Below are 23,851 nucleotides of genomic sequence, written 5' to 3'. Positions count from 1 at the left end.
GGACGCCTCGGTATGGGTTGTGCAAAGTCGCGCTCCCCACGAGCGCGAGTGCGCCCATAATGCGGATCGCACGCACCGACACCGCCCTGAGGGGCCGGCGACAAGGGGAGCGACGATGGCAGGTCTACGCCGAGGGTCCGAGGGCGAACCGCCCACCCGCCGGGCGCAACGACTCACCCGGCCGTCCTGGCGCGACGGCCGGCTGGTCGCTGGCGTGCTGCTGCTCGTGCTGGCCACCCTGCTCGGGGCGCTCACGCTGCGCCATTTCGACTCCTCGGTGCAGGTGCTCCAGGCCACCCGCACGCTGGTGCCCGGCGAACCGGTGCGCAGCGGCGATCTGAAGGTGGTCAAGGTCCGGTTGGACAGCGGCGGCGCGGCATACCTGCGGGCCGGCCGGCCACTGGGCGGCCGCACGGTGGTGCGCGAGATACGAGCGGGCGAACTCGTGCCCGCCTCGGCCCTGGCGAGCAACGCACAACTGACGACCAAGGCGGTCGCGGTGCCCGTCGACCCGGCGCAAGCGGCGGCGCTCGTGCGCGGCTCGGTCGTCGACGTGTGGGTGGCCCGCAAGACGGCCGGGGCGACGGGGACGACCGACTTCCAGAACCCCACCCGTGAGGTGATGCGTGCCATGGTCGCGCGGGTGCCGGGGTCGCAGTCCGGCCTGTCGGTCGCGAGCGGCAATGGGTATGTGCAGGTGCTGGTGCCCGACGCGAAGGTCGCCGGGCTGATCGCCGCGATGAACAGCGGCGGCAAGATCACCCTGGTGCCGGTCTCCGGGTCCGCGCAGGAGTCCTCGTGAGCATCACCGTCGCAACCGGTCTCGCCGCGCGCATCGAGGGCCGTATGGCGAGCGCGCTCACCTCCCAGCCCGACCTGGAGTTGGTGCGGCGCTGCGGGGACCTGCCTGAGCTGCTCGCGGTCGCCGGTGCCGGCCGGGTGCAGGTCGCACTGGTCTCACCGGCATTGCCGGGTGTCGACCGGTCGGCGCTCGGTCAGTTGCGCGACGAGGGCGTCAGCGTCGTCGGGGTGTATGCCGACGAGCACGACGAACGCGTGCTGCGCCAGTGGGGTGTCGAGCGGCTCGTCACCGCCGATGCCGACGTGACCGCGGTGGCCGGGGCGGTGCGTGATGCGGCGAGCGGATTGCCGCAGCCGGTCGCGGCGGCGCCGGTCGAGGTCGAGCCCGCCGCCGAAGCCGGCGAACCGACCGATGACCCCGGCGAAGAGGACGCCGAGCCGGAGCGCGGGCGGGTGATCGTCGTCTGGGGCAGTCCGGGAGCGCCCGGACGCACGACCATCGCGGTCAACCTGTCGGCCGAACTCGCCCTGCGCGAGCAGGACACGCTGCTCATCGACGCCGACACGTACGCGGCGAGCATCGCCCAGTTCCTCGCTGTGCTGGACGAAGCACCCGGCATTGCCGCCGCGACGCGGCTGGCCGAGGCCGGCCGGCTCGACGCCCTCTCCCTCGCCGGCGTGGCACCGCTCGTGCTGCCCAAGCTGCGGGTGCTGACCGGCCTCCCGCGAGCCGACCGGTGGCCGGAGATCCGGCCCGCGGCCTTCGAGGCGGTGATCGACACCGCCCGGGCGCTCGCGTCCTTCGTCGTGATCGACATCGCCCACCCGATCGAGGACGACGAGGAGCTGAGCTACGACACGACGGCCCCGCGGCGCAATGCCGCCGGACTCACCGCGCTCGCTGCCGCGGACGAGGTGCTGGTTGTGGGCAGTGGCGATCCGGTCGGCTTGCAACGGCTGGTGCGCACGCTCGACGAGGCCGACGCCGTCGTGTCCGGCACCCCGGCCGTGGTGGTCACCAAGGTGCGCACGAGCGCCGCCGGCATGCACCCGCACCAGGAGGTGGCGCGTGCCCTCGACCGGTTCGCCGGGGTGTCCGACCCGTTGCTGATCGCCGACGACCGCTCCGCCCTCGATGCCGCCCTGCTCGCCGGGCGGGTGCTGCTGGAGAAGTCGCCCGGATCGGCGGTCTGCAAGGGGTTGGCCACCCTCGCCGATCGCTACGCACCTGGCGCCGCCCCCGCGCGGCGTGGCCGCCGCCGGCGCGGTTTCCCCCGGTCCGCGTGACCCGGCATACGGTCGGTGAGAGCATGGGCGCGTGCCGGACCGCCTGAGTTCCCTCGACGCCTCGTTCCTCTACTCCGAGGACGCCACGACGCCGATGCACGTCGGCACGGTGATGATCTTCGATCCGCCGAAGGGCGGCTTCGACTACGAGGAACTGCTCGACCTGGTGCACAACCGGATCGCCTACGTGCCCCGGCACCGCCAGCGGGTTCAGCCCGTGCCGGGCGGCCTGGCCAACCCGGTCTGGGTGGACGACGAGCATTTCGACATCAGCTATCACGTGCGCCGGTCGGCGCTGCCCAAGCCGGGCACTCCCGAGCAGCTAGCCGAATTCGTCGGCCGAGTGCAGGCCCGCCAACTCGATCGGTCCCGGCCGCTGTGGGAGCTCTACCTCGTCGAGGGCCTGGAGGGTGGCCGGTTCGCCCTGGTCACCAAGACCCACGAAGCCCTCGTCGACGGTCTGAGCGCGGTCGATCTCGGGCAGGTGCTGGTCGGGCCCGGGCCGAGCTCGACCGAGCCGGTGCATGACACCTGGCGGCCCGACGCCACCCCGTCCTCGGCCGACCTGCTCGCCGACGCCGCCTGGTCGATGGTGCGCAGTCCGCGGCAGATGGTGACCGACACCGTCACGATCCTGGCCGACGTCAAGGGTGTCAGCCGGCGGCTCACCGGCACCGCAGCCGGGCTGGTCAGCCTGCTCGCGCGCTCCGCCGCCAAGCCGGCGCCATCGAGTCCGCTCAACACGGTGGTCGGCGCCTATCGCCGCTACGCCATGGTGGAGGCCAATCTCGCCGACTACCAGCAGGTGCGCTCGGCGATCCTCACCGGGCACGACACCGACCATGTCACCGTCAACGACGTCGTGCTCGCCACCGTCGCGGGCGCGCTGCGGGAGTGGCTGATGGCCCGCGGCCAGGGGGTCAACACCGGCGACGTGGTGCGCGCGCTGGTGCCGGTGACGATCCACACCGACGGCAGCGCCGAAGAAGTCACCGCCTGTTACGTCGACCTGCCGGTGGGCGAACCTCGCCCGCGGATGCGGCTGCACCAGATCGCCTACGAGATGCAGCAGCAGGTCGAGTCCCGGGCCGCGGTCGGTGCGCGCTCGTTGAGCGCGCTGTCCGGTTTCGCGCCGCCGACCCTGCACTCGCTCGGTGCGCGTGCCGGCAGCGCGATGTCCCGCCGTATGTCGAACCTCGTGATCACGAATGTGCCTGGGCCACAACACGATCTGTTCGTCGGGCAGGCCCGGATGGTCGCGTCCTATCCGGTGATCCCGCTGCCGCGTGGGCAGGCGCTCACGATCGGCCTGACGTCCTATCACGGTCGCGTCTATTTCGGACTCAACGCCGACCGCGACGCCATGCCCGACGTGGACATGCTGGGGGAATGCCTGCAGCAGGCGCTGGCCGAACTTCTCGAGGATTGCAAGGTGACGCGATGAGCCGGATGACCCGTGTCTACCTTCCTCTGACCGCCGTCGCGCTCGACCGGCTGGTGACCGAGCGGCAACTGTCCGGCAACGCGCTCGAGGCCTATGCCGTGACCCGCGCGCTCGTCGCCTCGCTGCCGAGCGGTGAGGACGAGGAGGGCCGGGAGTATGCCGCGATGCAGGACGCCGCGACCGCTGCAGCTGCTCACGGCGCCCATGTCGTGGCGGCCGCCGATGTCGACGCTGGGCTCGTCGACGACACCGCGCGCGAGGTGGCTTCGCAGGTGGCGGTGGCCGGCCCGATCGCGATCCAGCGGCTGGCCAGCCTGCACGTGCTCGACCCCGAGGGCGAGCGCGATGTCGACACCGACCTCGAGTTGTCGTGGTACGACGTGACCGAGCTCGACGCGGTGCGTGACGAAATCCGTTCGCGCTGAAGGCCTTTCGCGGGCACACTCAGTCGGTATGACGATCGCCGACCTTCCGCTCAACGCGGCGGTCGCGCTCGCCCAGCGGGTGCTGGCGGCGCACTGGCCGCAGGCACGAGCTGCCTGGCTTGGCGGCAGTGTCGTGCGCGGTGCGGCGACGGCGACCTCCGATCTCGACATCACCGTGCTGCTCGACGGGCCGCCGGCGCCGATGCGCACATCCTTCGACTGGACCGATCCGGTTGTGGGACAGACGTTTCCGGTCGAGGGTTTCGTGCACACCACGGATTCACTGGCCCATTTTCAGGCCAAGGACGCCGAACGCCGGCAACCGTCGATGCAACGGCTGGTGGGGGAGTCGGTGGTGCTGCTCGACGGTGACGGCAGCGGAGCGCGACTGCGCGACGCCGCACTGGCCGAGATCGCGGCCGGCCCGAAACCGTTGTCGCAGAGCGAGATTGACGCGCAGCGTTATGCGTTGACCGGCGTGCTCGACGACCTCCGCGGTGCCGATTTCGATCCCTTCCTGGCCGCGCACGCATTCGAGTTGTCGGCCCGGTTGCTGCTCGGTGTCGAGCGCGCCTGGCAGGGCACCGGCAAGGGGCTCACCGCGGCACTGGCGGCGTGGACGCGAAGTCTTCCGGCCGGCATACCGGAGCGGGATCTGCTGCCCGCATGGCGTGCGGCGATGGACACGAGCAGCCAAGCGGACGTCATACGGCTGGTCGAAAACGCCCTGGATCGTTGCGGCGGAAGGCTGTTCGCTGGTTACGACCTGCGGGCGACGCTGCCGGCGACGGACCAGCAGCGCGGGCGTGCCACGATGGGAGGTGCACCACCCTGCACCGATGCGAAGGAGCCCGCACCCCATGGACGCCCTCAGCCAGACCCCCGCGCCGAGCAATGAGCCGGTGCTCGACTATGCACCCGGCAGCCCTGAGCGCGCCGCGCTGGAAGAGGCGCTGACCGCGGTCGGCAAGGAGCAGGTGGAGTTGCCCTGCACGATCAACGGTGAGCGGGTGATGGGCAGTGGTGACGCGATCGACGTTGTGCAGCCGCACGCGCACGCCAAGGTGCTCGGCACCCTGCACAACGCAACGACCAAGGAGGCCGAGGCGGCGATCCAGGCGGCCAAGGACGCGGCCCCGGCCTGGCGCGAACTGGCCTTCGACGACCGCGCCGCGATCCTGCTCAAGGCCGCCGACCTGCTCGCCGGCCCGTGGCGCGCGCGGATGAACGCCGCGACCATGCTCGGTCAGTCCAAGACCGCCTACCAGGCGGAGATCGACTCGGCCTGCGAGCTCATCGACTTCTGGCGGTTTAATGTGCACTTCGCCCGTGAGGTGCTGGAGCAGCAGCCGCCGAAAAACTCCCAGGGCGTGTGGAATCGCACCGACCACCGCCCGCTCGAGGGTTTCGTCTACGCGATCACGCCGTTCAATTTCACCGCGATCGCCGGCAACCTGCCGACCGCGCCGGCCCTGATGGGCAACACCGTGGTGTGGAAGCCGTCGCCGACCCAGCAGCGTGCCGCGCAGATGACGATGGAGGTCCTCGAGGCCGCCGGTATGCCGCCGGGTGTCATCAACCTGGTGACCGGTGACGGCAAGGCCGTGTCCGAGGTCGCGCTGGCGCACGAGGACCTGGCCGGCATCCATTTCACCGGCTCGACGCCGACCTTCAAGTCGCTGTGGCGTTCGGTTGCGGAGAACCTCACGACCTACCGCTCTTACCCGCGACTGGTCGGCGAGACCGGTGGCAAGGACTTCATCCTGGCCCACCCCTCGGCCGACCCGGACGTGCTGCGCACCGCGATGATCCGCGGCGCCTTCGAGTACCAGGGGCAGAAGTGTTCGGCCGCCTCCCGCGCCTACGTGCCCGAGAGCCTGTGGAAGCTCATCAAGGACGACCTGGTCTCGATCACCAACGACCTGTCGGTCGGCGATGTGACCGACCTGCACAACTTCATGGGCGCGGTCATCGACGAGCGGGCGTTCGCCAAGCACAAGGCCGCCATCGACCAGGCGCACCAGGACTCCGGCGTCGAGGTGATCGCCGGCGGCACGTATGACGACTCGGTCGGCTATTTCGTGCGACCCACCATCGTGACCGTGGCCGACCCGGAGCACGAGTTCTTCGTGACCGAATACTTCGGCCCGATCCTCGCCGTGCACGTCTTCCCCGACCGGCAGTACGACCGGGTGCTGGACCAGATGGAGGCCGTGTCGCCCTACGCGCTGACTGGCTCGATCATCGCCCAGGACCGGCATGTCATCGCCGACGCGACCAAGCGCCTGCGCTTCGCGGCGGGCAACTTCTATATCAACGACAAGCCGACCGGCGCGGTCGTGGGTCAACAGCCGTTCGGTGGTGGGCGTGCCTCCGGCACCAACGACAAGGCCGGCTCGGCGCAGAACCTGCACCGGTGGACCAGCACGCGCTCGATCAAGGAGACCTTCGTGCCGCCGACCTCGCATGGGTACCCGCACCAGGGCTGAGCCCACCGGTGGCGACGTTCTCAGCGGTGACGATAGATGTCGCGACGGTGACCGACTGCGACGACGAGGATCAGCAGCACTCCGTCATCGATCTGGTAGATGATGCGGTAGTCGCCGGTGCAGACTCGCCACGCGCCGTCCCCACCGACGAGTTTGGACGCACCGGTCGGTCGGGGGTTGTCGGCGAGCAGTTCGATGGCTGCCTGCACTCGGCGTCGTGCGGCGTGGTCGAGTTTGCGCAGTTGCCTGACCGCGGCGGGTGCAACCTCGATGCGATAGGTCATGCGAGGCCGAGGTCTGCCTTGACCTCGGCCCAGGGAATCGTCGTGCCGCCCGCCTGCAGCTCCTCACGTGTGGCGCGAACAGCGGCCAGGTCGGCCGCGTCCTGCGCGGCAGCGATGAGCCGGTCCAGGTCGTCGGCGTCGATGACCGCAGCGACCCGTCGGCCCCGCCGGGTGAGGTAGATCGGATCATGGCCGACGCGGGCAGCGTCGACGACATCCGCGAGCTTGGCCCGAGCTTCGGTCACCGACATGTCCGTCATATCGCCACTATACCGCTGAAATGTACATTACGGCGTTTTTTGCACCAGAGGACGACTCTGGTCGGCGCGCTCAGTGCGACGCGAGCCAATCGCGGCCGGCGCGCTCCTCGGCGGCGATGGCGTCCTTGAAGAAGGGCGCTGCCGCCTGCTCGATCTTGCCGCCGAACAGCGGGATGCGCGCCTTCAGGTCGCCGCGCATGCTCACCGTGGAGCCGGTGCCGTCGGGAGAGAGTCGCACCGTGCCCTTCAGCCCGACGGGTGCGCCCTCGACTCGCACGTCCAGGTCCGCGGTGCGCACACCAGCGCCGTCGGCCGGTCCCCACTTCTGGGTCTCGACGACGGTGAGCGTCTTGCCCACCGCATTGCGCAGGGCGTCAGGGAAGTTGTCGGTCGGCAGGGTGCGGCGCACGAGCACGGTGCACCCGTCGTCTGCGGGCGTGACCTCGGCGGCGTAGTCGCCGGTCGAAGTGGCCGAGGCCTTCGTCGCCTGGAAGTCCTGCGTGCCGATCATCTCGAACACGCGGTCAGTGGCAGCGGCATACGTCCAGGACTTCTCGATCTTCATCGCGCCAGCGTATCGACGCGCAGTTGGTCGGCGCGCTCGGCCAGCGCGTCGCCGAGCCGGCCCACCACCGCGGCGAGGATTTCTCCCGTATGCCGGTCCGCGGGCTCGGGGACGGCGCGCGCCACCCGGTCCAGTCGCGCGGCGCACCGCCTTAAGGAGGCGGCGCACACCTGCAGCCCGTGCCGGTCGGCCGACCCCGGGTCGCGCACCGGCGGCAGGGTGATGCTGCCCGCGGCCAGCGCGCTCACGTCGCCGGCCAGCGACAGGTCGGTTGCACCGACCAGGCAGTCGTGCCACCGCAGCAGCACATCGGCGAGGGTCTCGAGCAGATCCGACACCTGGTTGGCGCCGTCCGCGCACCCCGGTTCCGGGTGCAGCGCGAGCAGGTCGGCAGCCGCGGCCGCCACCCGTCGGGCGTCCTCGACGGCGACGGCGGGTGGCTCGGGCATGCCGGCCAGACTAACCCCGTGCAGGGGCGTGGACCCGATGGGCGGCCGGGCGCTTGGGGAGCGTTAGAGTCGGAAACGACGCACGATGACGTGCGTCACACGCGCTACGACAATGGGGTCAGCGGTTCATGTCGGTGGACAGTCGTCAGGACATTCTGCGCGAGTGCGCAGCACTCGACCGGGAGGCGCCAGGCGGCGTCGACGGTCTGCTGGAGCGCTATTTCCGGCATGTTGCCGACGACGACCTGGCCGCCACCGGGCCGGAGAACCTGCGGGGCATGCTGGCCTCGCACCGCGCGCTGGCCCAGCACCGCCCACCGGGCCGCGCGAACATCCAGGTGCTGCGCCCGACCGAGGCGAAGGACGGCTGGACCTCCTCGTTCACGGTGCTGCAGATCGTCACCGACGACATGCCCTTCCTCGTCGACTCGGTAACCGCCGAACTGGCGCGCCGCGACCGCAATGTGCACCTGCTCATCCATCCGCAGCTGTGGGTGCGCCGCGACGCCACGGGCGAGCTGCAGGAGGTCCTCGACGTCGAGGGCACGCCCGGCCGCGACGGCGGTCTCGCCCCGATCGCCGAGTCGTGGATGCATCTGGCGATCGACCTTGCCGCCGACGAGGCGCAGGACGACGAGCTCGTCACCGCGCTGCGCGAGGTGCTGGAGGACGTCCGCAACGCGGTCACTGACTGGGCCCGGATGCGCGCTCAGTGCGACCGGCTCATCGACGACCTCGAGCAGCACCCGCCGGCCTCGGTGCCGTCCGGGATCGTCGAGCGCACCCAGGGTTTCCTGCGCTGGCTGGCCGACGAACATTTCACCTTCCTCGGCTACCGCGAGTACGCCCTGGACCAGGTCGACGGTGAGGACGTGCTGCGCGGTGTCGCCGGCACCGGGCTGGGTCTGTTGCGCTATGACGCACCCGAGTCGCAGTCCTTCAGCCGGCTCACCCCGCAGGCCCGCGCGACCGCCCGGGACCCGCAGCTGCTCACGATCACCAAGGCCAACTCGCGCTCGACGGTGCACCGGCCGGTCTTCTTGGACTACATCGGCATCCGCTCCTTCGACGCCGACGGCAAGGTCACCGGAGAGCACCGCTTCCTCGGCCTGTTCTCCTCCACGGCGTATGTCGAGAGCGTCCGCCGGGTGCCGGTCGTGCGCGAGCGCGCGGCCAAGGTGCTCGAAGCCGCCGGGTTCACCCCCGACAGTCACTCCTACAAGGACCTGCTGGAGGTCCTGGAGACCTACCCGCGCGACGAGCTGTTCCAATGCCCGTCGGCGCAGATCGCCAAGGTCGCCCAGACGATCCTGCGGCTGCAGGAGCGGCGGCAAAGCCACGTCTTCCGGCGTGACGACGAGTTCGGCCGGTTCGCCTCGGTGCTGGTTTTCCTGCCCCGCGACCGCTACAACACCCAGGTCCGGCTCGAGATGGAAGGCGTGCTGCGCTCGGTCTATGAGGGTGCCTCGGTCGACTACACCACCCGGGTGACCGACAGCCCGCTCGCCCGGATCCACTTCGTGGTGCGGATGCCGCAGGGCCAGCCGCTGCCGGATGTCGACGACGCCGAGCTGTCCCGCCGGCTGCTCGGCACCACCCGCACCTGGGGCGAGCAGATGCGCGATGTGGCCCGGGACGAGGACGGCGACGACGCCGCCGCGCGGGTCGTGAGCCTGTATGCCGACTCCTTCTCCACCTCCTACAAGGAAGATTTCAGCGCCCGGCAGGCGGTCGCCGACCTGCGGCATGTCGAGGCGCTCAGCGACGACTCCGACACCCGGCTCACGCTCTACCGCGACGGCAACGACACCTCCGAGCGCCGGTTCAAGCTGTTCCGCACCGACCCGGTGACGCTCACCGACATCCTGCCGATCTTCACCGACCTCGGGGTGCAGGTGACCGACGAGCGGCCGTATGCGGTGACCCGGTCCGACGGCCGGGCGGTGCACATCTACGACTTCGGCCTGCGCGCGCCGTCATCGCGGGCGTGGGGCGAGGGTCAGGTCGCCGAGGACGTCCGGGAGCGCTTCCAGGACGCCTTCGCCGCGGTCTGGGACGGCCGCGCGGAGAGCGACGGGCTCAACGCGCTCGTGCTGCGCGCCGGTCTGCACTGGCGTGAGGTCGCGCTGTTGCGCGCCCTGGCCCGCTACCTGCGCCAGGTCGGGCTGGCCTTCAGCCAGGAATATGTCGAGGAATCCCTCGTCGCCAATGTCGACCTGACCACCGCCCTGGTGCGGCTGTGGCAGGCCCGCCATGATCCCCGCCTCGCCGGCGACCGGCAGGCCGAGCAGGACAAGTGGAACGCCCGCATCGACGCCGGCCTGGCCGATGTGGCCAGCCTCGACCAGGACCGGATCATCCGCTACTTCCGCGGTGCGATCCTCGCCACCTTGCGCACCAACGACTTCACCCGCACCGCCGACGGCGCTCACCCCGAGGCGCTCGCGGTCAAGATCGACTGCGCCAAGGTGCCCGGGATGCCCTACCCGCGGCCGAAATTCGAGATCTGGGTCTACAGCCCACAGGTCGAGGGCGTGCACCTGCGGTTCGGCAAGGTCGCCCGCGGTGGCCTGCGCTGGAGCGACCGCCGGGAGGACTTCCGCACCGAAGTGCTCGGGCTGGTCAAGGCGCAGATGGTCAAGAACGCCGTCATCGTGCCGACCGGGTCCAAGGGCGGGTTCTACGCCAAGCAGTTGCCCGACCCGTCCGACCGTGAGGCGTGGATGGCCGCCGGCATCGCGGCATACAAGATGTTCATCGGTGGGCTGCTCTCGGTGACCGACAACCTGGTCGACGGCGAGGTCGTGCCGCCCCGGGACGTGGTGCGCCACGACGAGGACGACACCTATCTGGTCGTCGCGGCCGACAAGGGCACCGCGACCTTCTCCGATATCGCTAACGGGGTCGCCCAGGACCACGAGTTCTGGCTCGACGACGCCTTCGCCTCCGGCGGCTCGGCCGGTTATGACCACAAGGCGATGGGCATCACCGCCCGCGGCGCGTGGGAGTCGGTCAAGCGGCATTTCCGCGAGATGGGCCACGACACCCAGACCGAGGACTTCACCGTCGTCGGCGTGGGCGACATGAGCGGCGACGTCTTCGGCAACGGCATGCTGCTGTCCGAGCACATCCGGCTGGTGGCCGCCTTCGACCACCGGCACATCTTCCTCGACCCCGAGCCGGAGGCCGCGAGCTCGTATGCCGAGCGTCGTCGCCTCTTCGATCTGCCGCGGTCCTCGTGGGCCGACTACGACACGGGCCTCATCTCCGACGGCGGCGGGGTCTACCCGCGCTCGGCGAAGTCGGTGTCGATCACGCCTCAGGTGCGCGCGGCGCTCGGCCTGGACGACGACGTCACCGCGCTCACGCCGAACGAGCTGATCCACGCGATCCTGCTCGCGCCGGTCGACCTGTTCTGGAATGGCGGCATCGGCACCTACGTCAAGGCCAGCACCGAGCACGACGCCCAGGTCGGTGACCGCGCCAACGACGGCATCCGCGTCGACGGAAATCAGTTGCGGGTCAAGGTGATTGGCGAAGGCGGCAATCTCGGCGCCACCCAGCTCGGCCGCATCGAGGCGGCGCTGCAGGGGGTGCGCGTCAACACCGACGCCATCGACAACTCCGCGGGGGTCGACACCTCCGACCACGAGGTCAACATCAAGATCTTGCTGACCGGGCTGATGCGCTCGGGCCGCTTCGACCTCGACCAGCGCAACGAACTGCTGCAGTCGATGACCGACGAGGTCGCCGAGCAGGTGTTGCGCGACAACTACGAGCAGAACACCCTGCTCGGCAACGCCCGCGCCCAGACCCACGTGATGCTGCCGGTGCACCAGCGGCTGATCCAGCGGCTGGAGGAGCGCGGCGAGCTCAACCGAGCGCTGGAGTTCCTGCCGACCGACGCCGAGATGGCCGAGCGCGCCAAGGCGGGCGGCGGGCTCACCTCGCCGGAGTTCAGCGTGCTGGTCGCCTACGCCAAGCTGTGGCTCAAGGCCCAGCTCACCGCGACGTCATTGCCGGACGACGAATGGTTCGCGAGCACGCTGCGCGACTACTTCCCGCGGCAGATCCGCGAGCTGTATGCCGACGAGCTCGCCGAGCACCCATTGCGCCGGGAGATCGTGGTCAACGCGGTGGTGAACTCGATGGTCAACCGCGGCGGCATCACCTTCGCCTTCCGCGCGCAGGAGGAGACCGGCGCCTCGGCCGAGCGGATCACCCGCGCCTTCGTGATCGCCCGCGAGGTCTTCGGCATGACCGACTACATGCGCGCGGTGGAGGCGCTGGACCACCAGGTGAGCACCGAGGCCCAGACGATGCTCTACCTGGAGTTCCGCCGGCTGGTCGACCGCACCTCGCGCTGGCTGCTGCACAACCGCCCGGGCCACCTGGACATCGGCACCGAGATCGCCCGGTTCGCGCCCGTCGTGGCCGAGCTCGGCCCGCGCATCCCCGACCTGCTGCAAGGCACCGAGCGCGAGCGGTGGGAGCGGCGGCGCGCGGACCTGGTGGCGGCCGGCATACCGCAGGAGCTCGCGGGACGCGCGGCTGCCTTGCTCGACACCTACTCTCTGCTCGACATCGCCGAGCAGGCGGCCGCGACCGGCACCGCGCCCGCGGAGGTCGCCGAGGTCTACTTCGCGGTGTCCGAGCGGCTCGGCATCGACCGGATGCTCAATGCGGTGTCCAAGCTGCCGCGCGACGACCGCTGGGATTCGCTCGCCCGTGGCGCGGTGCGCGACGACCTGTATGCCGTGCTCGAGTCGTTCACCGCGGGGGTGCTGGCGAGTGCCTCCTCGGGTGGTTCGGCCAAGGAGCGGCTGCAGGCCTGGGAGCAGGCCAACCCCGAGGCGGTCGAGCGGGCGGCCGGTGCGCTGCGGTCGGTGCTGTCCCTGGATCGGCCCGGCCTGGCCCCGATCTCGGTGGCCTTGCGCACGCTGCGCGGCGTGGTGCGGTCCGGCAGCGCGCAGTAGCGCGCGATTCACCTACGCTGCACGTCGTGCCCTCGATGAACGACGTGCTGCACCGGGACACCGACCTGTCCGAGGCCGAGGTCGACTGGCTGCACCTGCTCGTCGGGGACTGGCAGCTGATCGCCGACCTGTCCTTCGCCGACCTGGTGCTCTGGGCACCGACCCGCGAGGACGACTGGGTCGCGGTCGCGCACGTGCGGCCCACCACCGGCGTCGGTGTGTTCAGCGAGGATCTCGTCGGCACGCTGGTGACGCCTGCGCGGGCGGTCTACGTGCGGGGCGCCTTCGCCGATCGCGCGATCGTGCGGGCCCCCATGACGGTATGGCGTGACGACATGCCGGTGCGTGAGGAAGCGATCCCGGTGGTGCGTTCCGGGCAGCCGATCGCGGTGCTCACCCGGCATACCAACCTGGCCTCGATGCGCACGCCGAGCCGGCTCGAGGTGACCTATCTGGCGACCGCCGACGCGCTGGCGCGGATGATTGCGGCCGGTGACTTTCCGGGCGAGCAGGCGACCGGCACCGCGCAGCGCGGTGCGCCGCGGGTCGGCGACGGTGTGCTGCGGCTGGACGCCGAAGGCGCGGTGACCTATGCCAGCCCGAATGCGGTCTCGGCGATGCACCGCCTCGGGCACGAGGCCGAACTCGTCGGTGCCCCGCTGGCCGAACTCGTGCGGGCGCTGCTGCCGCCACGGCCGTGGCCGGACGAGGACCTCGAGCAGGTGTTGCGTGGCCGGGTCGCGAGCAGCTCGGAGATCGAGACGCGCAGCGCCCACGTGACCCTGCGCGGCATACCGCTGCTCGATCGCGGGCGGCGGATCGGCGCAGTGCTGCTCGTGCGCGATGTGAGTGAGTTGCGGCGGCGTGAGCGGGAGTTGCTCACCAAGGACGCGACGATCCGCGAGATCCACCACCGGGTGAAGAACAACCTGCAGACGGTCGCCGCGGTGCTGCGGCTGCAGGGGCGGCGGGTGAGCGATCCGGCGGGGCAGGCCGCGCTGCGCGATGCGGAGCGACGGGTGGCGACGATCGCGGCGGTGCACGAGACGCTGAGCGGCCGGCTGGACGATGCGGTCGACTTCGACGAGATCGCGGCACGCGGTCTGACGGCGGCACTGGACATCGGCAGCCGGTCGGGGGCGCAGTTGCGCGGACGGATCGAGGGCCGCTTCGGAGTGCTGTGCTCGGAAGACGCGACCTCGATGGCGATGATCCTGGCCGAACTCATCCAGAACGCGATCGAGCACGGCGTCGCCGACGGGGGAGAGGTGGTCGTGACGGCCCGGCGCACCGAGGATGCGAGCGAGACTCGGCTCGAGGTCGAGGTGCGCGACGACGGTGGTGGGCTGCCGGAAGATTTCGACCCGGGTCGGGCCGGGCTGGGGGTGCAGATCGTGCGGTCGCTGGTGGCCGACCTGCGCGGCACGATCAGCTGGTCGCGGCCGCAGGAGGGGACCGCGGTCATGATGACGGCGCTGCTGCGGGATCGACCCGCGGCAGCGCCGTGAGAGAAATTCGGGTGAGGCCTCAGCCGGCTCGGCGAGCTCGGGCGTTGCGTCGCTTCATCGCGCGACGCTCGTCCTCGGACAACCCGCCCCAGACGCCGGCGTCCTGGCCGGACTCCAAGGCCCATTTCAGGCAGGTGTCGATGACCTCGCAGCGACGGCACACGGCCTTTGCGTCCTCGATCTGCTGCAACGCCGGGCCCGTGTTGCCGATCGGGAAGAAAAGCTCGGGGTCCTCGTCGAGACAAGCAGCGCGGTCGCGCCAATCCATGCGGTCATGCTCCTTCGAAATCGTGCGGTGGTAGTGCACTTCGTGGTCTAAGCAGCCCTCGTGGGGCCTGAGGCGCCGGTCGCGGACCGGGCGTTCGCCGGTTCGAACCTGCTGGCTCGTGGGTCAACGCGCACCACGCGCACTCCTGTTCCCCAAGGCTCACAGACTTGTGCATGAATGCACAAGGGGTTTGGCGACCTCTGTTCGCTTTCGAAGGTGAGTGCTTGGTCACATCAGTCACTCACTACCCTGGACGGTATGCCGACCGAACCCGCCGATTCCGCGCCGTCACTGGGAAGTTGGCGCGCCGCGGCGGCGGTGACCGCGGTGCACGCCGTGGGCCTGCTGGTGGTGGCCGTGGACGCCGTCATCGGCATGGGCGGCTCGGCGGACCGCGGCCGGGCGCTGAGCTTCGCGCTCACCGTCGTCGTCCTCGCGGCCTGCGCCGGGGCCCTGGCGTGGGCACTGGCCGGGCAACGAGCCTTCGCGCGCACGCCGACGCTGCTCTGGCACGGCTTCGCGCTGCTCGCCGCGTTCACCCTGACGACCTCGGGTGCGCCCGCGCTCGGCATCCTGATCGGGCTGACCGCGCTGCTCGGGCTGGTCCTGGCCTTGCGGTTGCCGCGGCCGCAGTTGTGATCTGCCTAGAGTGAGGTCATGCGTCGCCTGATCGCCGCTTCGGGGGCACTGCTGATCCTGCTGTTCACCCTGCTGCCTGCGCCCCTTGCGCGGGCGGCGGGCGGTGACCGGATTAACGATTTCACCGCGACCTATGCGGTGCAGGCCGACGGGTCGGTGCGGGTGAGTGAGCGGCTCGTCTACCAGTTCGATTCGAGCGAACGGCACGGCATACAGCGCAAGATCGTCACGGCACAGGGCTTCAAGAACGAGACCGACCGGCACCGGGCCTATCAGATGAGCGCGGTCTCGGCCTCCAGCCCGTCCGGAGCGCCGGCTCAGGTGAGCCAGATTGACGACGGCGAATACACCACCCTGCGGATCGGTGACCCCAATCGAACGGTCTCCGGCACGCAGACCTACGAGGTCAACTACACGCTCGCGCATGTCGTGAACCCACAGGGCAGCACCGTCGAACTCAACTGGAATGTCCTCGGCTTGCAGACCAGCGTGCCGACCGACCGCGCCCGGGTGACCGTCACCGGGCCGGCCGCGATCAGCCGGACGACGTGTTACCAGGGCAGCTACGGCTCGAAGGAGACCTGCACCTCCAGCCCGGGGCAGGAGGCGACCTTCAGCGCGACCAACCTGGGGCCGAATCAGGGGATGACGGTCGTCGCCGCCTTCCCGGCGAAGGTGTTCACCGACACCTCCTTCGATCTGCGCAGCGGCGGCATCAATGTCTCGCCGGCCGAGGCGGCCAAGGGCACGCTGCTGCCGATCAGCTGGGGGGTCGGCATCGGCGCTCCGGTGCTGGCAGCGGTCGTGATGGGTCTGCTCGTCTTCGCCAAGGGCCGCGACCGGAAGTTCGCCGATGTCACGCCCGGGCTCACTGCGGCGCCCGGTCAGTCGGCCGCGACGACGACGGGCGGCTCGGATGTCGTTGCGGTGCAATTCCAGCCGCCGGCCGGGGTGACGCCTGCGCTGATGGGCACCGTGCTCAACGAAGGCTCCCGCAACATCGACGTCTCGGCCACCATCGTCGACCTGGCGGTGCGCGGCTTCCTGCGGATGCGCGAGCTGCCCGGGTCGGGCCTGTTGTCCAAGTCCGACTGGGAGCTGACCGCGCTCGAGCCCCCGCGCGATCAGCGGTTGCTGCCCTATGAGCAGACGTTGCTGCAGTCGCTGTTCCGCGACGGGTCGCCGGTGCGGCTGTCGGACCTGCGCAACACCTTCGCCTCCCGGCTCAAGTTGGTCCGCGGTCAGCTCGACGGCGAGGCGCGGGCGCGCGATTGGTTCGTCGGTGACCCCAAGACCCGCAAGGGCTGCGCGACCGGGTGTGGCGTGGCGCTCTTCGTGCCCGCCTTCGTGGTCGGCTTCTTCGGTCTGGTCGGGATGCAGGCCTGGTGGCTGATCGGCATACCGCTCGGTCTGGTCCTCGCCGGCATCATCGTGATCCTGCTCGGCCGTCGGCTGCCCGCCCGCACGCCCACCGGTGCCGCCGTGCGCACCCAGTCGCTCGGGTTCGCCGAATATCTGAAGACCGCCGAGCAATACCAGCTGAAGTTCGAGGAGGCCGAGCGGATCTTCTCGCGCTATATGCCGTATGCCGTGGTGCTCGGCATTGCGACCCAATGGGCCGCGACCTTCGAGCGGGTGGCTCAGGCGGCCGCTGCGGCTGGGCAGCCGATCTCGATGCCGGTCTGGTACATCGGGATGACGCCGAATTTCGCCGGCATCGGCACCGGGCTGGACGGTTTCAACACCAGCGCGGCGACGTCGATGTCGAGCACGCCGGGGTCATCGGGTGGCAGCGGCTTCAGCGGCGGCTTCTCCGGTGGCGGTGGCGGAGGCGGCGGCACCTCCTCCTGGTGACGAACATCCCCGCTGGTTGAGCAAGCGAGCGAGGAACGAGCGAGCGCGTCGAAACAGCACCGCTGGTTGAGCAAGCGAGCGAGGAACGAGTGAGCGCGTCGAAACAGCACCGCTGGTTGAGCAAGCGAGCGAGGAACGAGTGAGCGCGTCGAAACCCGGTGTACCCCGCGGTCGCCGCCTCCCGCCTCGCAGCGCCGCGGTGAGGCATCGCAGCGGGAAGGGTGATTTCGACGCGGTCCTCGCAAGCTCGGCCCTTGCTCAACCAGCGATGGTGGGTGAGGCTCGACGGCGATGGTGGCTGGGGATCAACCGGCGACGGCGGTCAGGAGGGATCGAGCACGACGATCAGGTCGCCGCCTTCGACTTGCGACTGCCCGCTGAGCGCGACGCGCTGGACGGTGCCGGCCACCGGTGCGGTGATCGCGGCCTCCATCTTCATCGCCTCGATCGACGCAACAGCAGCACCGGCCTCGACAACATCGCCCTCGCCGACGGTCACCGTGACCATGCCGGCAAACGGCGCAGCCACCTGACCCGGCGACGACGGATCGGCCTTTTCCGCCTGTGCCACAGTCGATTTCACCGATTCGTCGCGCACCTGCACCGGCCGCAACTGCCCGTTGACCGTGCACATCACGGTGCGATACCCGCGCTCGTCGGCATCGCTGATCGACTGCACCCCGAGCAGCAGCCGTTTGCCCCGCTCGATCTCGACCTCGTGCTCCTCGCCCACGGCCAGACCGTGCAGGAACTCCTTGGTCGACAGCACCGACAGGTCGGAATACTGCTCAAGCGCCTGCTCGAAGGCCGCGGTCGGTCCGGGGAAGAGCAACCGGTTGAGGGTCTCGCGCGGAGCCACGTCCAGCGCCGCGGCGTCGTCGGCGGACAACTCTTCGACCCGCGGTCGCACGGTCCGCCCGGCCAGTGCCTTGGTGCGGAACGGCTCGGGCCAGCCGCCCGGCGGGTCGCCCAGTTCGCCGCCGAGGAAGCCGATCACCGACTCCGGTATGTCGAACTTGCCCGGGTCCCGCTCGAACTCCAGCGGGTCCGCCCCGGCCCCGACCAACGCCAAGGCCAGGTCGCCGACGACCTTGGAGCTGGGGGTGACCTTCACGATATTGCCGAGGATCCGGTTGGCCTCGGCATACATGTCCTCGATCTGCTCGAACTTCTCACCGAGGCCGAGCGCGATCGCCTGCTGGCGCAGGTTGGACAGCTGGCCGCCAGGGATCTCGTGGTGATAGACGCGCCCGGTCGGTGCGGTGAGCCCGGACTCGAAGGGGTGGTAGAGCTTGCGCACCGCCTCCCAGTAGGGCTCGAGGTCGCCGACCGCGCGCAGGTCGAGGCCGGTCGGGCGGTCCGATGCGTCGGTCGCGGCGACCAGCGCCGACATCGAGACCTGGCTGGTCGTCGACGACATCGGTGCGCTCGCGACATCCACCGCGTCGACGCCCGCACCGATCGCCGCTAGCAGCGTGCCGAGCTGGCCGCCGGCCGTGTCGTGGGTGTGCAGGTGCACCGGCAGCTCGAAGCGTTCGCGCAGCGCGGTCACCAGCCGCGCGGCTGCGGGCGCACGCAGCAGCCCGGCCATGTCCTTGATCGCCAGAATGTGGGCGCCCGCCTCGACGATCCGCTCGGCCAGGCGCAGGTAGTAGTCGAGGGTGTAGAGCCGCTCGTCCGGGCTGGTGAGGTCGCCGGTGTAGCACAGCGCCACCTCGGCCACCGCCGTCCCGGTCGCCCGCACCGCCTCGATCGCGGGCCGCATCTGCTCGACATCGTTGAGCGCGTCGAAGATGCGGAAGACGTCGACGCCGGTGCGGGCCGCCTCGCGCACGAAGGCGTCGGTGACCTGCGTGGGGTATGGCGTGTAGCCGACGGTATTGCGTCCGCGCAGCAGCATCTGGATGGGCAGGTTGGGCATGGCCTCACGCAGGGCGGCGAGGCGGGCCCACGGATCCTCGGACAGGAAGCGGAGCGCGACGTCATACGTGGCTCCGCCCCACGCCTCGACCGACCACAGTTGCGGGAGCATGCGGGCGACATACGGCGCGACATGCAGCAGGTCGCGGGTGCGCACCCGGGTCGCGAGCAGGGACTGGTGGGCGTCGCGGAAGGTCGTGTCGGTGACCGCGACGGTGTCCTGCGCTCGCAACTGGCGCGCGAACTCTTCCGGGCCGACGCGCAGCAGCAGGTCGCGCGCGCCCGGCGCCGGGGGAGTGGACAGGTCGAGGGCGGGCAACTTGTCGCGCGCGCTGCCCTCCAGCACCGGAGACCCGTGCGGGCTGTTGACCGTCATGTGCGCGAGATAGTTCAGCAGCTTGGTGCCGCGGTCGCCGGACACGCGAGGCGCCAGCAGCGAGGGGTGCTGCTCGATGAATCCCGTTGTCACCTGGCCGGATTGGAAGGTCGGCTCGGCGAGCACGGCCTCCAGGAAGGGGATATTCGTCGAGACGCCGCGCACCCGGAACTCGCGCAGCGCCCGGCGTGCGCGACGCACCGCGGTGGGGAAATCGCGCCCGCGACAGGTCAGCTTGACCAGCATCGAGTCGAAGTGCGCGCTGACCTCGGCGCCGACGAAGATCGTGCCGCCGTCCAGGCGCACGCCCGCGCCGCCGGCCGAGCGGTAGACGGTGATCGTGCCGGTGTCCGGCCGGAAGCCGTTGGCGGGGTCCTCGGTGGTGATCCGGCACTGCAGCGCGGCGCCGCGGGTGTGGATGTTCTCCTGGGCCAGCCCGAGGTCGGCGAGGGTCTCACCGCTCGCGATGCGCATCTGTGCCGACACCAGGTCGACGTCGGTCACCTCCTCGGTGACGGTGTGCTCGACCTGGATGCGCGGGTTCATCTCGATGAAGACATAGCGTCCGTTGGGGTCGAGCAGGAACTCCACGGTGCCGGCGTTGACATAGCCGATCTGCCGGGCGAAGGCGACGGCGTCGGCGCAGATCCGGTCGCGCAGCTCCGGGTCCAGGTTGGGCGCGGGCGCGATCTCGACGACCTTCTGGTGGCGCCGCTGCACCGAGCAGTCACGTTCATACAGATGTATGACGGAGCCCTCGCCGTCCGCGAGAATCTGCACCTCGATGTGGCGCGGGTCGACCACCGCCTCCTCGATGAAGACGGTGGGGTCGCCGAAGGCCGACTCGGCCTCGCGCATCGCGGCCTCGAGCGATTCGCGCAATTGCTCGGGTTGCTCGACCCGGCGCATGCCGCGGCCGCCACCGCCGGCGACGGCCTTGACGAAGACCGGATAACCGATCTGCTCAGCTCCACCGATCAGCGCGTCGATGTCGTCACTCGGCGGCACGCTGCGCAGCACAGGCAGCCCGGCTTCCTTGGCGGCGGCGATCGCCCGGGCCTTGTTGCCGGTCAGGTGCAGCACCTCGGCCGGCGGCCCGATGAAGGTCACCCCGGCGGCGGCGCAGGCCTCGGCCAGCGCCGGATTCTCGGACAGGAAGCCGTAACCGGGGTAGACCGCGTCGGCGTCCGCTTCGATCGCGACCCGCACGATCTCCTCGGGCGACAGGTAGGCCCGCACCGGGTGGCCGGTCTCGCCGATCTGGTAGGACTCGTCGGCCTTCATCCGGTGCTCGCTCTTGCGGTCCTCGTAAGGGAACACCGCGACGGTGGCCGCGCCGAGCTCGGTGGCGGCGCGAAAGGCGCGGACGGCGATCTCGCCACGGTTGGCGACCAGGACCTTGCGGAACATCGATTTCTCCCGTCGTGGGGGATCAGGCCTGCGAGTTCCGGAACACTATCGACGTTGCCCGGATGACCAGACCCTCGTCTCGCTGGGAGAACGCCGCAACCGCACCGCTTGTGAGCAAGGCCATGGATACAGCGTTCACAGCGACCTGATAGAACCGATACTGAGGTTGTCGATGGAAGGGAACGGTCAGCCCGTGAGCACCCCACTGACGGTCGGTTGGGACGCGCATCGATCGGCCGTCGCCGGGTTGACCGCCCAGCTCGCCGCCATGCCGCCGGGCGCCAAGGTCCGGCTCGCCAAACGCACCTCCAATCTCTTTCGCCCGCGGGAGGGCAATCAGGCTCCCGGGCTCGACGTCAGCGCCCTCGCCGGCGTGATCGAGGTGGACAAGCGGGCGCGGGTGGCGCAGGTGCAGGGCATGGCCACCTACGAGACGATCGTCGAGGCCACGCTGGCCCACGGCCTGATGCCGTATGTCGTCCCGCAGCTGAAATCGATCACCCTCGGCGGGGCGGTGACCGGGCTCGGCATCGAGAGCAGTTCGTTCAAGAACGGCCTGCCGCACGAGTCGGTGCGCGAAATGGACATCCTCACCGGCACCGGCGAGATCATCACCTGCCGGCCCGACGGTGAGCACTCCGAGTTGTTCCGCACGTTCCCGAATTCCTATGGCTCGCTGGGGTATTCGGTGCGGCTGGAGATCGACCTGCAGCCGGTGCGGCCCTTCGTCCAGCTGCGGCACCTGCGCTTCGGCAATGTCCGCGAGCTCACCGACCGGCTCGCCGAGTTGCTCCAGACCCGCGAACTCGACGGCACGGCATACGACTTCATCGACGGCGTCGTCTTCAGCGCCGAGGAGTCCTATCTCACCGTCGGCACCATGGTCGGGCAGGTGCCCTACACCTCCGATTACACCAAGGCCGGCATCTACTACCGCTCGCTGCAGGAACGCACCGAGGACTACCTGACCATCCACGACTACATCTGGCGTTGGGACACCGACTGGTTCTGGTGCAGCCGGGCGCTCGGCGTGCAGCACCCCAGGCTGCGCCCGCTGGTGCCGCGCAGCCTGTTGCGCAGCGATGTCTACGGCTCCATCATCCGGTTCGAGAACAAGCACGGCTGGATGGCGGCGCTCGACGCCCGCCGCGGCAAGCTGCCCCGCGAGCGCGTCGTGCAGGACATCGAGGTGCCGCTGGAGCGCACCGCAGACTTCGTCGAGTGGTTCCTCGACACCATCCCGATCGAGCCGATCTGGTTGTGCCCGTTGGCAGTTCGCGACTCCGAGCACGGCGACCGGCCGTGGCCGCTCTACCCGCTCGAGCCCGGGCGACCCTATGTCAACGTCGGCTTCTGGTCGACCGTCGAGATCCCGCCCGGCGGCGCCGACGGTGACACCAACCGCCTGATCGAGGACAAGGTCCACGAGCTTGACGGCCACAAGTCGCTCTACAGCGACGCCTATTACGACGAAGCAACCTTCTGGTCGCTCTACGGCGGCGACTTCTATCGTCCGGTGAAGGCGGCATACGACCCGGATGGTCGCCTGCCGGACCTGTTCGCAAAGGTGGTGAACCGGGTATGACGTACTCGCTGGGTGAGGTCATCGAGACACTCTTCGGCGCCGATCTGCCGTTCGAGATCAGGGCGTATGACGGGTCGCGCGCCGGCCGGGTCGGGTCGCCATACGTCGTGACCCTGCGCAACCAGCGGGCCGTGCGTTATCTGGCGACGGCACCGGGCGAGATGGGTTTCGCGCGCGCCTACGTGATGGGCGATCTCGACGTCGAGGGGATCGACAAGGGCGACCCCTACGACTTTCTCAAGGGGGTGCTCGGCGACTTCTCCGGCACCTTGAAGGTGCGCCGCCCGACCGCGGCGCAGCTGCGGGAGATCGTCAAGGCGGTAGGGCCGGGTGCGTTCAACCCGCCGCCGATCCCGAGCGTGGAGAGCGCGCCCACGTGGCGGCGGATGCTCGAGGGTCTGCGGCACTCGCGGCGTCGCGACGCCGACGCCATCCAGCACCACTACGACGTGGGCAACGAGTTCTACGAGCTGGTGCTCGGCCCGTCAATGACCTACACCTGCGCGGCCTACCCGAGCGCGGACGCGACGCTGGAGGAGGCGCAGGCGCACAAATACGACCTGGTCTGCCGCAAGCTCGGCCTGCAGCCGGGGATGCGGCTGCTCGACGTCGGCTCCGGCTGGGGCGGGATGGTGCGGCACGCGGTGCAGCACTACGGCGTGACCGCGCTCGGTGTCACCCTGTCGCGAGAGCAGGCGACCTGGGCGCAGGAGCGGATCAAGACCGAGCGGCTCGACGACCGCGCCGAGGTGCGGCACCTGGACTACCGCGATGTCACCGAGACCGATTTCGACGCGATCAGCTCGATCGGCCTGACCGAGCACATCGGGGTGAAGAACTACCCGGCCTACTTCCAGTTCCTCTACGCCAAGGTGCGCCCGGGCGGCCGGATGCTCAACCACTGCATCACCCGGCCCGACACGACCTCGCCGGCGCTGGAGCGGGCGGGCTTCATCAACCGCTATGTCTTCCCCGACGGCGAGCTCACCGGCGTCGGCAAGATCGTGGAGGTCATGCAGAACACCGGCTTCGAGATCCGGCACGTGGAGGACCTGCGCGAGCACTACGCCCGCACCACCCGCGCCTGGGCGCAAAACCTCAGCGCCAACTGGGACGAATGCGTGCGCCTCGCCGGCGAACCGATCGCCAAGGTCTGGGGGCTCTACCTCACCGGCTCCTCGCTCGGCTTCGAGCGCAACAACATCCAGCTGCACCAGGTGCTCGGCCAGAAGCTCGACGACCAGGGCGTCGCCGACTACCCCCTGCGACCCGATTTCGGTTGAGCCGGCAGGGAATCGAGTGGAGACTTCG

At 69.9% G+C, this 23,851-nt stretch carries 18 protein-coding genes; 12 read left to right on the top strand and 6 right to left on the bottom strand.

Translation table 11 applies throughout. The features are described from left to right. Positions 1-115: 115 nt before the first annotated feature. From G9U51_RS01960 to pruA, 6 genes are read left to right on the top strand one after another with little or no spacing between them, the layout of a single operon-like run. The gene (locus G9U51_RS01960; protein WP_166192281.1) at positions 116-802 is read left to right on the top strand and encodes an SAF domain-containing protein; all 687 of its coding nucleotides are present in this window, start codon (positions 116-118) and stop codon (positions 800-802) included. Further along, positions 799-2,088, top strand: coding sequence for an AAA family ATPase (locus tag G9U51_RS01955; protein WP_166192278.1), 1,290 nt, complete (start codon positions 799-801; stop codon positions 2,086-2,088). Before G9U51_RS01960 ends, G9U51_RS01955 begins: the two co-directional genes overlap by 4 nt. Positions 2,089-2,119: 31 nt before the next feature. Further along, positions 2,120-3,532 carry a WS/DGAT/MGAT family O-acyltransferase gene (locus G9U51_RS01950; RefSeq protein ID WP_166192275.1) on the top strand — a complete coding sequence of 471 codons (1,413 nt, stop codon included), beginning with the start codon at positions 2,120-2,122 and terminating at the stop codon, positions 3,530-3,532. Further along, positions 3,529-3,957 carry a DUF6912 family protein gene (locus G9U51_RS01945; protein ID WP_166192271.1) on the top strand — a complete coding sequence of 143 codons (429 nt, stop codon included), beginning with the start codon at positions 3,529-3,531 and terminating at the stop codon, positions 3,955-3,957. The genes G9U51_RS01950 and G9U51_RS01945 overlap by 4 nt, the downstream gene beginning before the upstream one ends. A 28-nt stretch (positions 3,958-3,985) precedes the next feature. After that, positions 3,986-4,855: a nucleotidyltransferase domain-containing protein gene (locus tag G9U51_RS01940; RefSeq protein WP_166192268.1), complete on the top strand. Its 870-nt coding sequence runs from the start codon at positions 3,986-3,988 to the stop codon at positions 4,853-4,855. Beyond that, the gene (pruA, locus tag G9U51_RS01935; protein ID WP_166192265.1) at positions 4,818-6,446 is read left to right on the top strand and encodes an L-glutamate gamma-semialdehyde dehydrogenase; all 1,629 of its coding nucleotides are present in this window, start codon (positions 4,818-4,820) and stop codon (positions 6,444-6,446) included. The genes G9U51_RS01940 and pruA overlap by 38 nt, the downstream gene beginning before the upstream one ends. A gap of 20 nt (positions 6,447-6,466) precedes the next feature. Here the strand turns inward: pruA and G9U51_RS01930 are convergent, their stop codons facing one another. The 4 genes from G9U51_RS01930 to G9U51_RS01915 form a co-directional block, all read right to left on the bottom strand. Then, a complete protein-coding gene (locus G9U51_RS01930; RefSeq protein WP_166192262.1) occupies positions 6,467-6,730 on the bottom strand; it encodes a type II toxin-antitoxin system RelE family toxin in 264 nt (87 codons plus the stop codon). Beyond that, positions 6,727-6,990: a type II toxin-antitoxin system Phd/YefM family antitoxin gene (locus G9U51_RS01925; protein WP_166192259.1), complete on the bottom strand. Its 264-nt coding sequence runs from the start codon at positions 6,988-6,990 to the stop codon at positions 6,727-6,729. The genes G9U51_RS01930 and G9U51_RS01925 overlap by 4 nt, the downstream gene beginning before the upstream one ends. Positions 6,991-7,060: 70 nt before the next feature. Beyond that, complete coding sequence (locus G9U51_RS01920) at positions 7,061-7,555, bottom strand: DUF2505 domain-containing protein (protein WP_166192256.1); 495 nt, start codon at positions 7,553-7,555, stop codon at positions 7,061-7,063. Further along, positions 7,552-8,004 (bottom strand): hypothetical protein, encoded by a 453-nt coding sequence (locus tag G9U51_RS01915; RefSeq protein WP_166192253.1) that lies wholly within the window; start codon positions 8,002-8,004, stop codon positions 7,552-7,554. Before G9U51_RS01915 ends, G9U51_RS01920 begins: the two co-directional genes overlap by 4 nt. A 128-nt stretch (positions 8,005-8,132) precedes the next feature. Here G9U51_RS01915 and G9U51_RS01910 point away from each other — a divergent pair, with 128 nt between their 5' ends. Beyond that, on the top strand, positions 8,133-12,980 hold the full coding sequence (locus tag G9U51_RS01910) for an NAD-glutamate dehydrogenase (RefSeq protein WP_166192251.1): 4,848 nt from the start codon (positions 8,133-8,135) through the stop codon (positions 12,978-12,980). A 35-nt stretch (positions 12,981-13,015) separates the two neighbouring features. Continuing rightward, positions 13,016-14,488 (top strand): sensor histidine kinase, encoded by a 1,473-nt coding sequence (locus G9U51_RS01905; RefSeq protein ID WP_207947959.1) that lies wholly within the window; start codon positions 13,016-13,018, stop codon positions 14,486-14,488. Positions 14,489-14,507: 19 nt separating this feature from the next. Here G9U51_RS01905 and G9U51_RS01900 read toward each other — a convergent pair whose 3' ends face one another. After that, positions 14,508-14,756 (bottom strand): WhiB family transcriptional regulator, encoded by a 249-nt coding sequence (locus G9U51_RS01900; RefSeq protein WP_166192245.1) that lies wholly within the window; start codon positions 14,754-14,756, stop codon positions 14,508-14,510. A 258-nt stretch (positions 14,757-15,014) separates the two neighbouring features. On the opposite strand from G9U51_RS01900, the gene G9U51_RS01895 reads away from it, so the two are divergent. Both G9U51_RS01895 and G9U51_RS01890 read left to right on the top strand, forming a co-directional pair. Further along, complete coding sequence (locus G9U51_RS01895; RefSeq protein WP_166192242.1) at positions 15,015-15,395, top strand: hypothetical protein; 381 nt, start codon at positions 15,015-15,017, stop codon at positions 15,393-15,395. An 18-nt stretch (positions 15,396-15,413) separates the two neighbouring features. After that, positions 15,414-17,249, top strand: a complete 1,836-nt coding sequence (locus G9U51_RS01890; protein ID WP_166192239.1) for a DUF2207 domain-containing protein — start codon at positions 15,414-15,416, stop codon at positions 17,247-17,249. A 322-nt stretch (positions 17,250-17,571) separates the two neighbouring features. Here G9U51_RS01890 and G9U51_RS01885 read toward each other — a convergent pair whose 3' ends face one another. Then, positions 17,572-20,955 (bottom strand): pyruvate carboxylase, encoded by a 3,384-nt coding sequence (locus G9U51_RS01885; RefSeq protein ID WP_166192236.1) that lies wholly within the window; start codon positions 20,953-20,955, stop codon positions 17,572-17,574. 193 nt (positions 20,956-21,148) lie between these two features. Between G9U51_RS01885 and G9U51_RS01880 the strand changes: the two genes are divergently transcribed. Both G9U51_RS01880 and G9U51_RS01875 read left to right on the top strand, forming a co-directional pair. Further along, positions 21,149-22,540, top strand: coding sequence for an FAD-binding oxidoreductase (locus G9U51_RS01880; protein WP_328823253.1), 1,392 nt, complete (start codon positions 21,149-21,151; stop codon positions 22,538-22,540). Further along, the gene (locus G9U51_RS01875; protein WP_166192230.1) at positions 22,537-23,823 is read left to right on the top strand and encodes a class I SAM-dependent methyltransferase; all 1,287 of its coding nucleotides are present in this window, start codon (positions 22,537-22,539) and stop codon (positions 23,821-23,823) included. Before G9U51_RS01880 ends, G9U51_RS01875 begins: the two co-directional genes overlap by 4 nt. The last annotated feature ends 28 nt before the right edge of the window (positions 23,824-23,851 follow it).

The organism is Metallococcus carri (genome assembly GCF_011440275.1).
In the GTDB taxonomy this organism is placed as follows: Bacteria; Actinomycetota; Actinomycetes; order Actinomycetales; family Dermatophilaceae; genus Metallococcus; species Metallococcus carri.
The sequence above is the reverse complement of the archived record's forward strand: the minus strand, read 5'-3'. Positions and strand labels throughout refer to the sequence as shown.

Bases quoted from the DNA above. Each gene is read 5' to 3' on its own strand.
- G9U51_RS01960 (WP_166192281.1), top strand. From the start codon at position 116: ATGGCAGGTCTACGCCGAGGGTCCGAGGGCGAACCGCCCACCCGCCGG.
- G9U51_RS01945 (WP_166192271.1), top strand. From the start codon at position 3,529: ATGAGCCGGATGACCCGTGTCTACCTTCCTCTGACCGCCGTCGCGCTC.
- G9U51_RS01940 (WP_166192268.1), top strand. From the start codon at position 3,986: ATGACGATCGCCGACCTTCCGCTCAACGCGGCGGTCGCGCTCGCCCAG.
- pruA (WP_166192265.1), top strand. From the start codon at position 4,818: ATGGACGCCCTCAGCCAGACCCCCGCGCCGAGCAATGAGCCGGTGCTC.
- G9U51_RS01930 (WP_166192262.1), bottom strand. From the start codon at position 6,730: ATGACCTATCGCATCGAGGTTGCACCCGCCGCGGTCAGGCAACTGCGC.
- G9U51_RS01925 (WP_166192259.1), bottom strand. From the start codon at position 6,990: ATGACGGACATGTCGGTGACCGAAGCTCGGGCCAAGCTCGCGGATGTC.
- G9U51_RS01920 (WP_166192256.1), bottom strand. From the start codon at position 7,555: ATGAAGATCGAGAAGTCCTGGACGTATGCCGCTGCCACTGACCGCGTG.
- G9U51_RS01915 (WP_166192253.1), bottom strand. From the start codon at position 8,004: ATGCCCGAGCCACCCGCCGTCGCCGTCGAGGACGCCCGACGGGTGGCG.
- G9U51_RS01910 (WP_166192251.1), top strand. From the start codon at position 8,133: ATGTCGGTGGACAGTCGTCAGGACATTCTGCGCGAGTGCGCAGCACTC.
- G9U51_RS01905 (WP_207947959.1), top strand. From the start codon at position 13,016: ATGAACGACGTGCTGCACCGGGACACCGACCTGTCCGAGGCCGAGGTC.
- G9U51_RS01900 (WP_166192245.1), bottom strand. From the start codon at position 14,756: ATGGATTGGCGCGACCGCGCTGCTTGTCTCGACGAGGACCCCGAGCTT.
- G9U51_RS01895 (WP_166192242.1), top strand. From the start codon at position 15,015: ATGCCGACCGAACCCGCCGATTCCGCGCCGTCACTGGGAAGTTGGCGC.
- G9U51_RS01890 (WP_166192239.1), top strand. From the start codon at position 15,414: ATGCGTCGCCTGATCGCCGCTTCGGGGGCACTGCTGATCCTGCTGTTC.
- G9U51_RS01885 (WP_166192236.1), bottom strand. From the start codon at position 20,955: ATGTTCCGCAAGGTCCTGGTCGCCAACCGTGGCGAGATCGCCGTCCGC.
- G9U51_RS01875 (WP_166192230.1), top strand. From the start codon at position 22,537: ATGACGTACTCGCTGGGTGAGGTCATCGAGACACTCTTCGGCGCCGAT.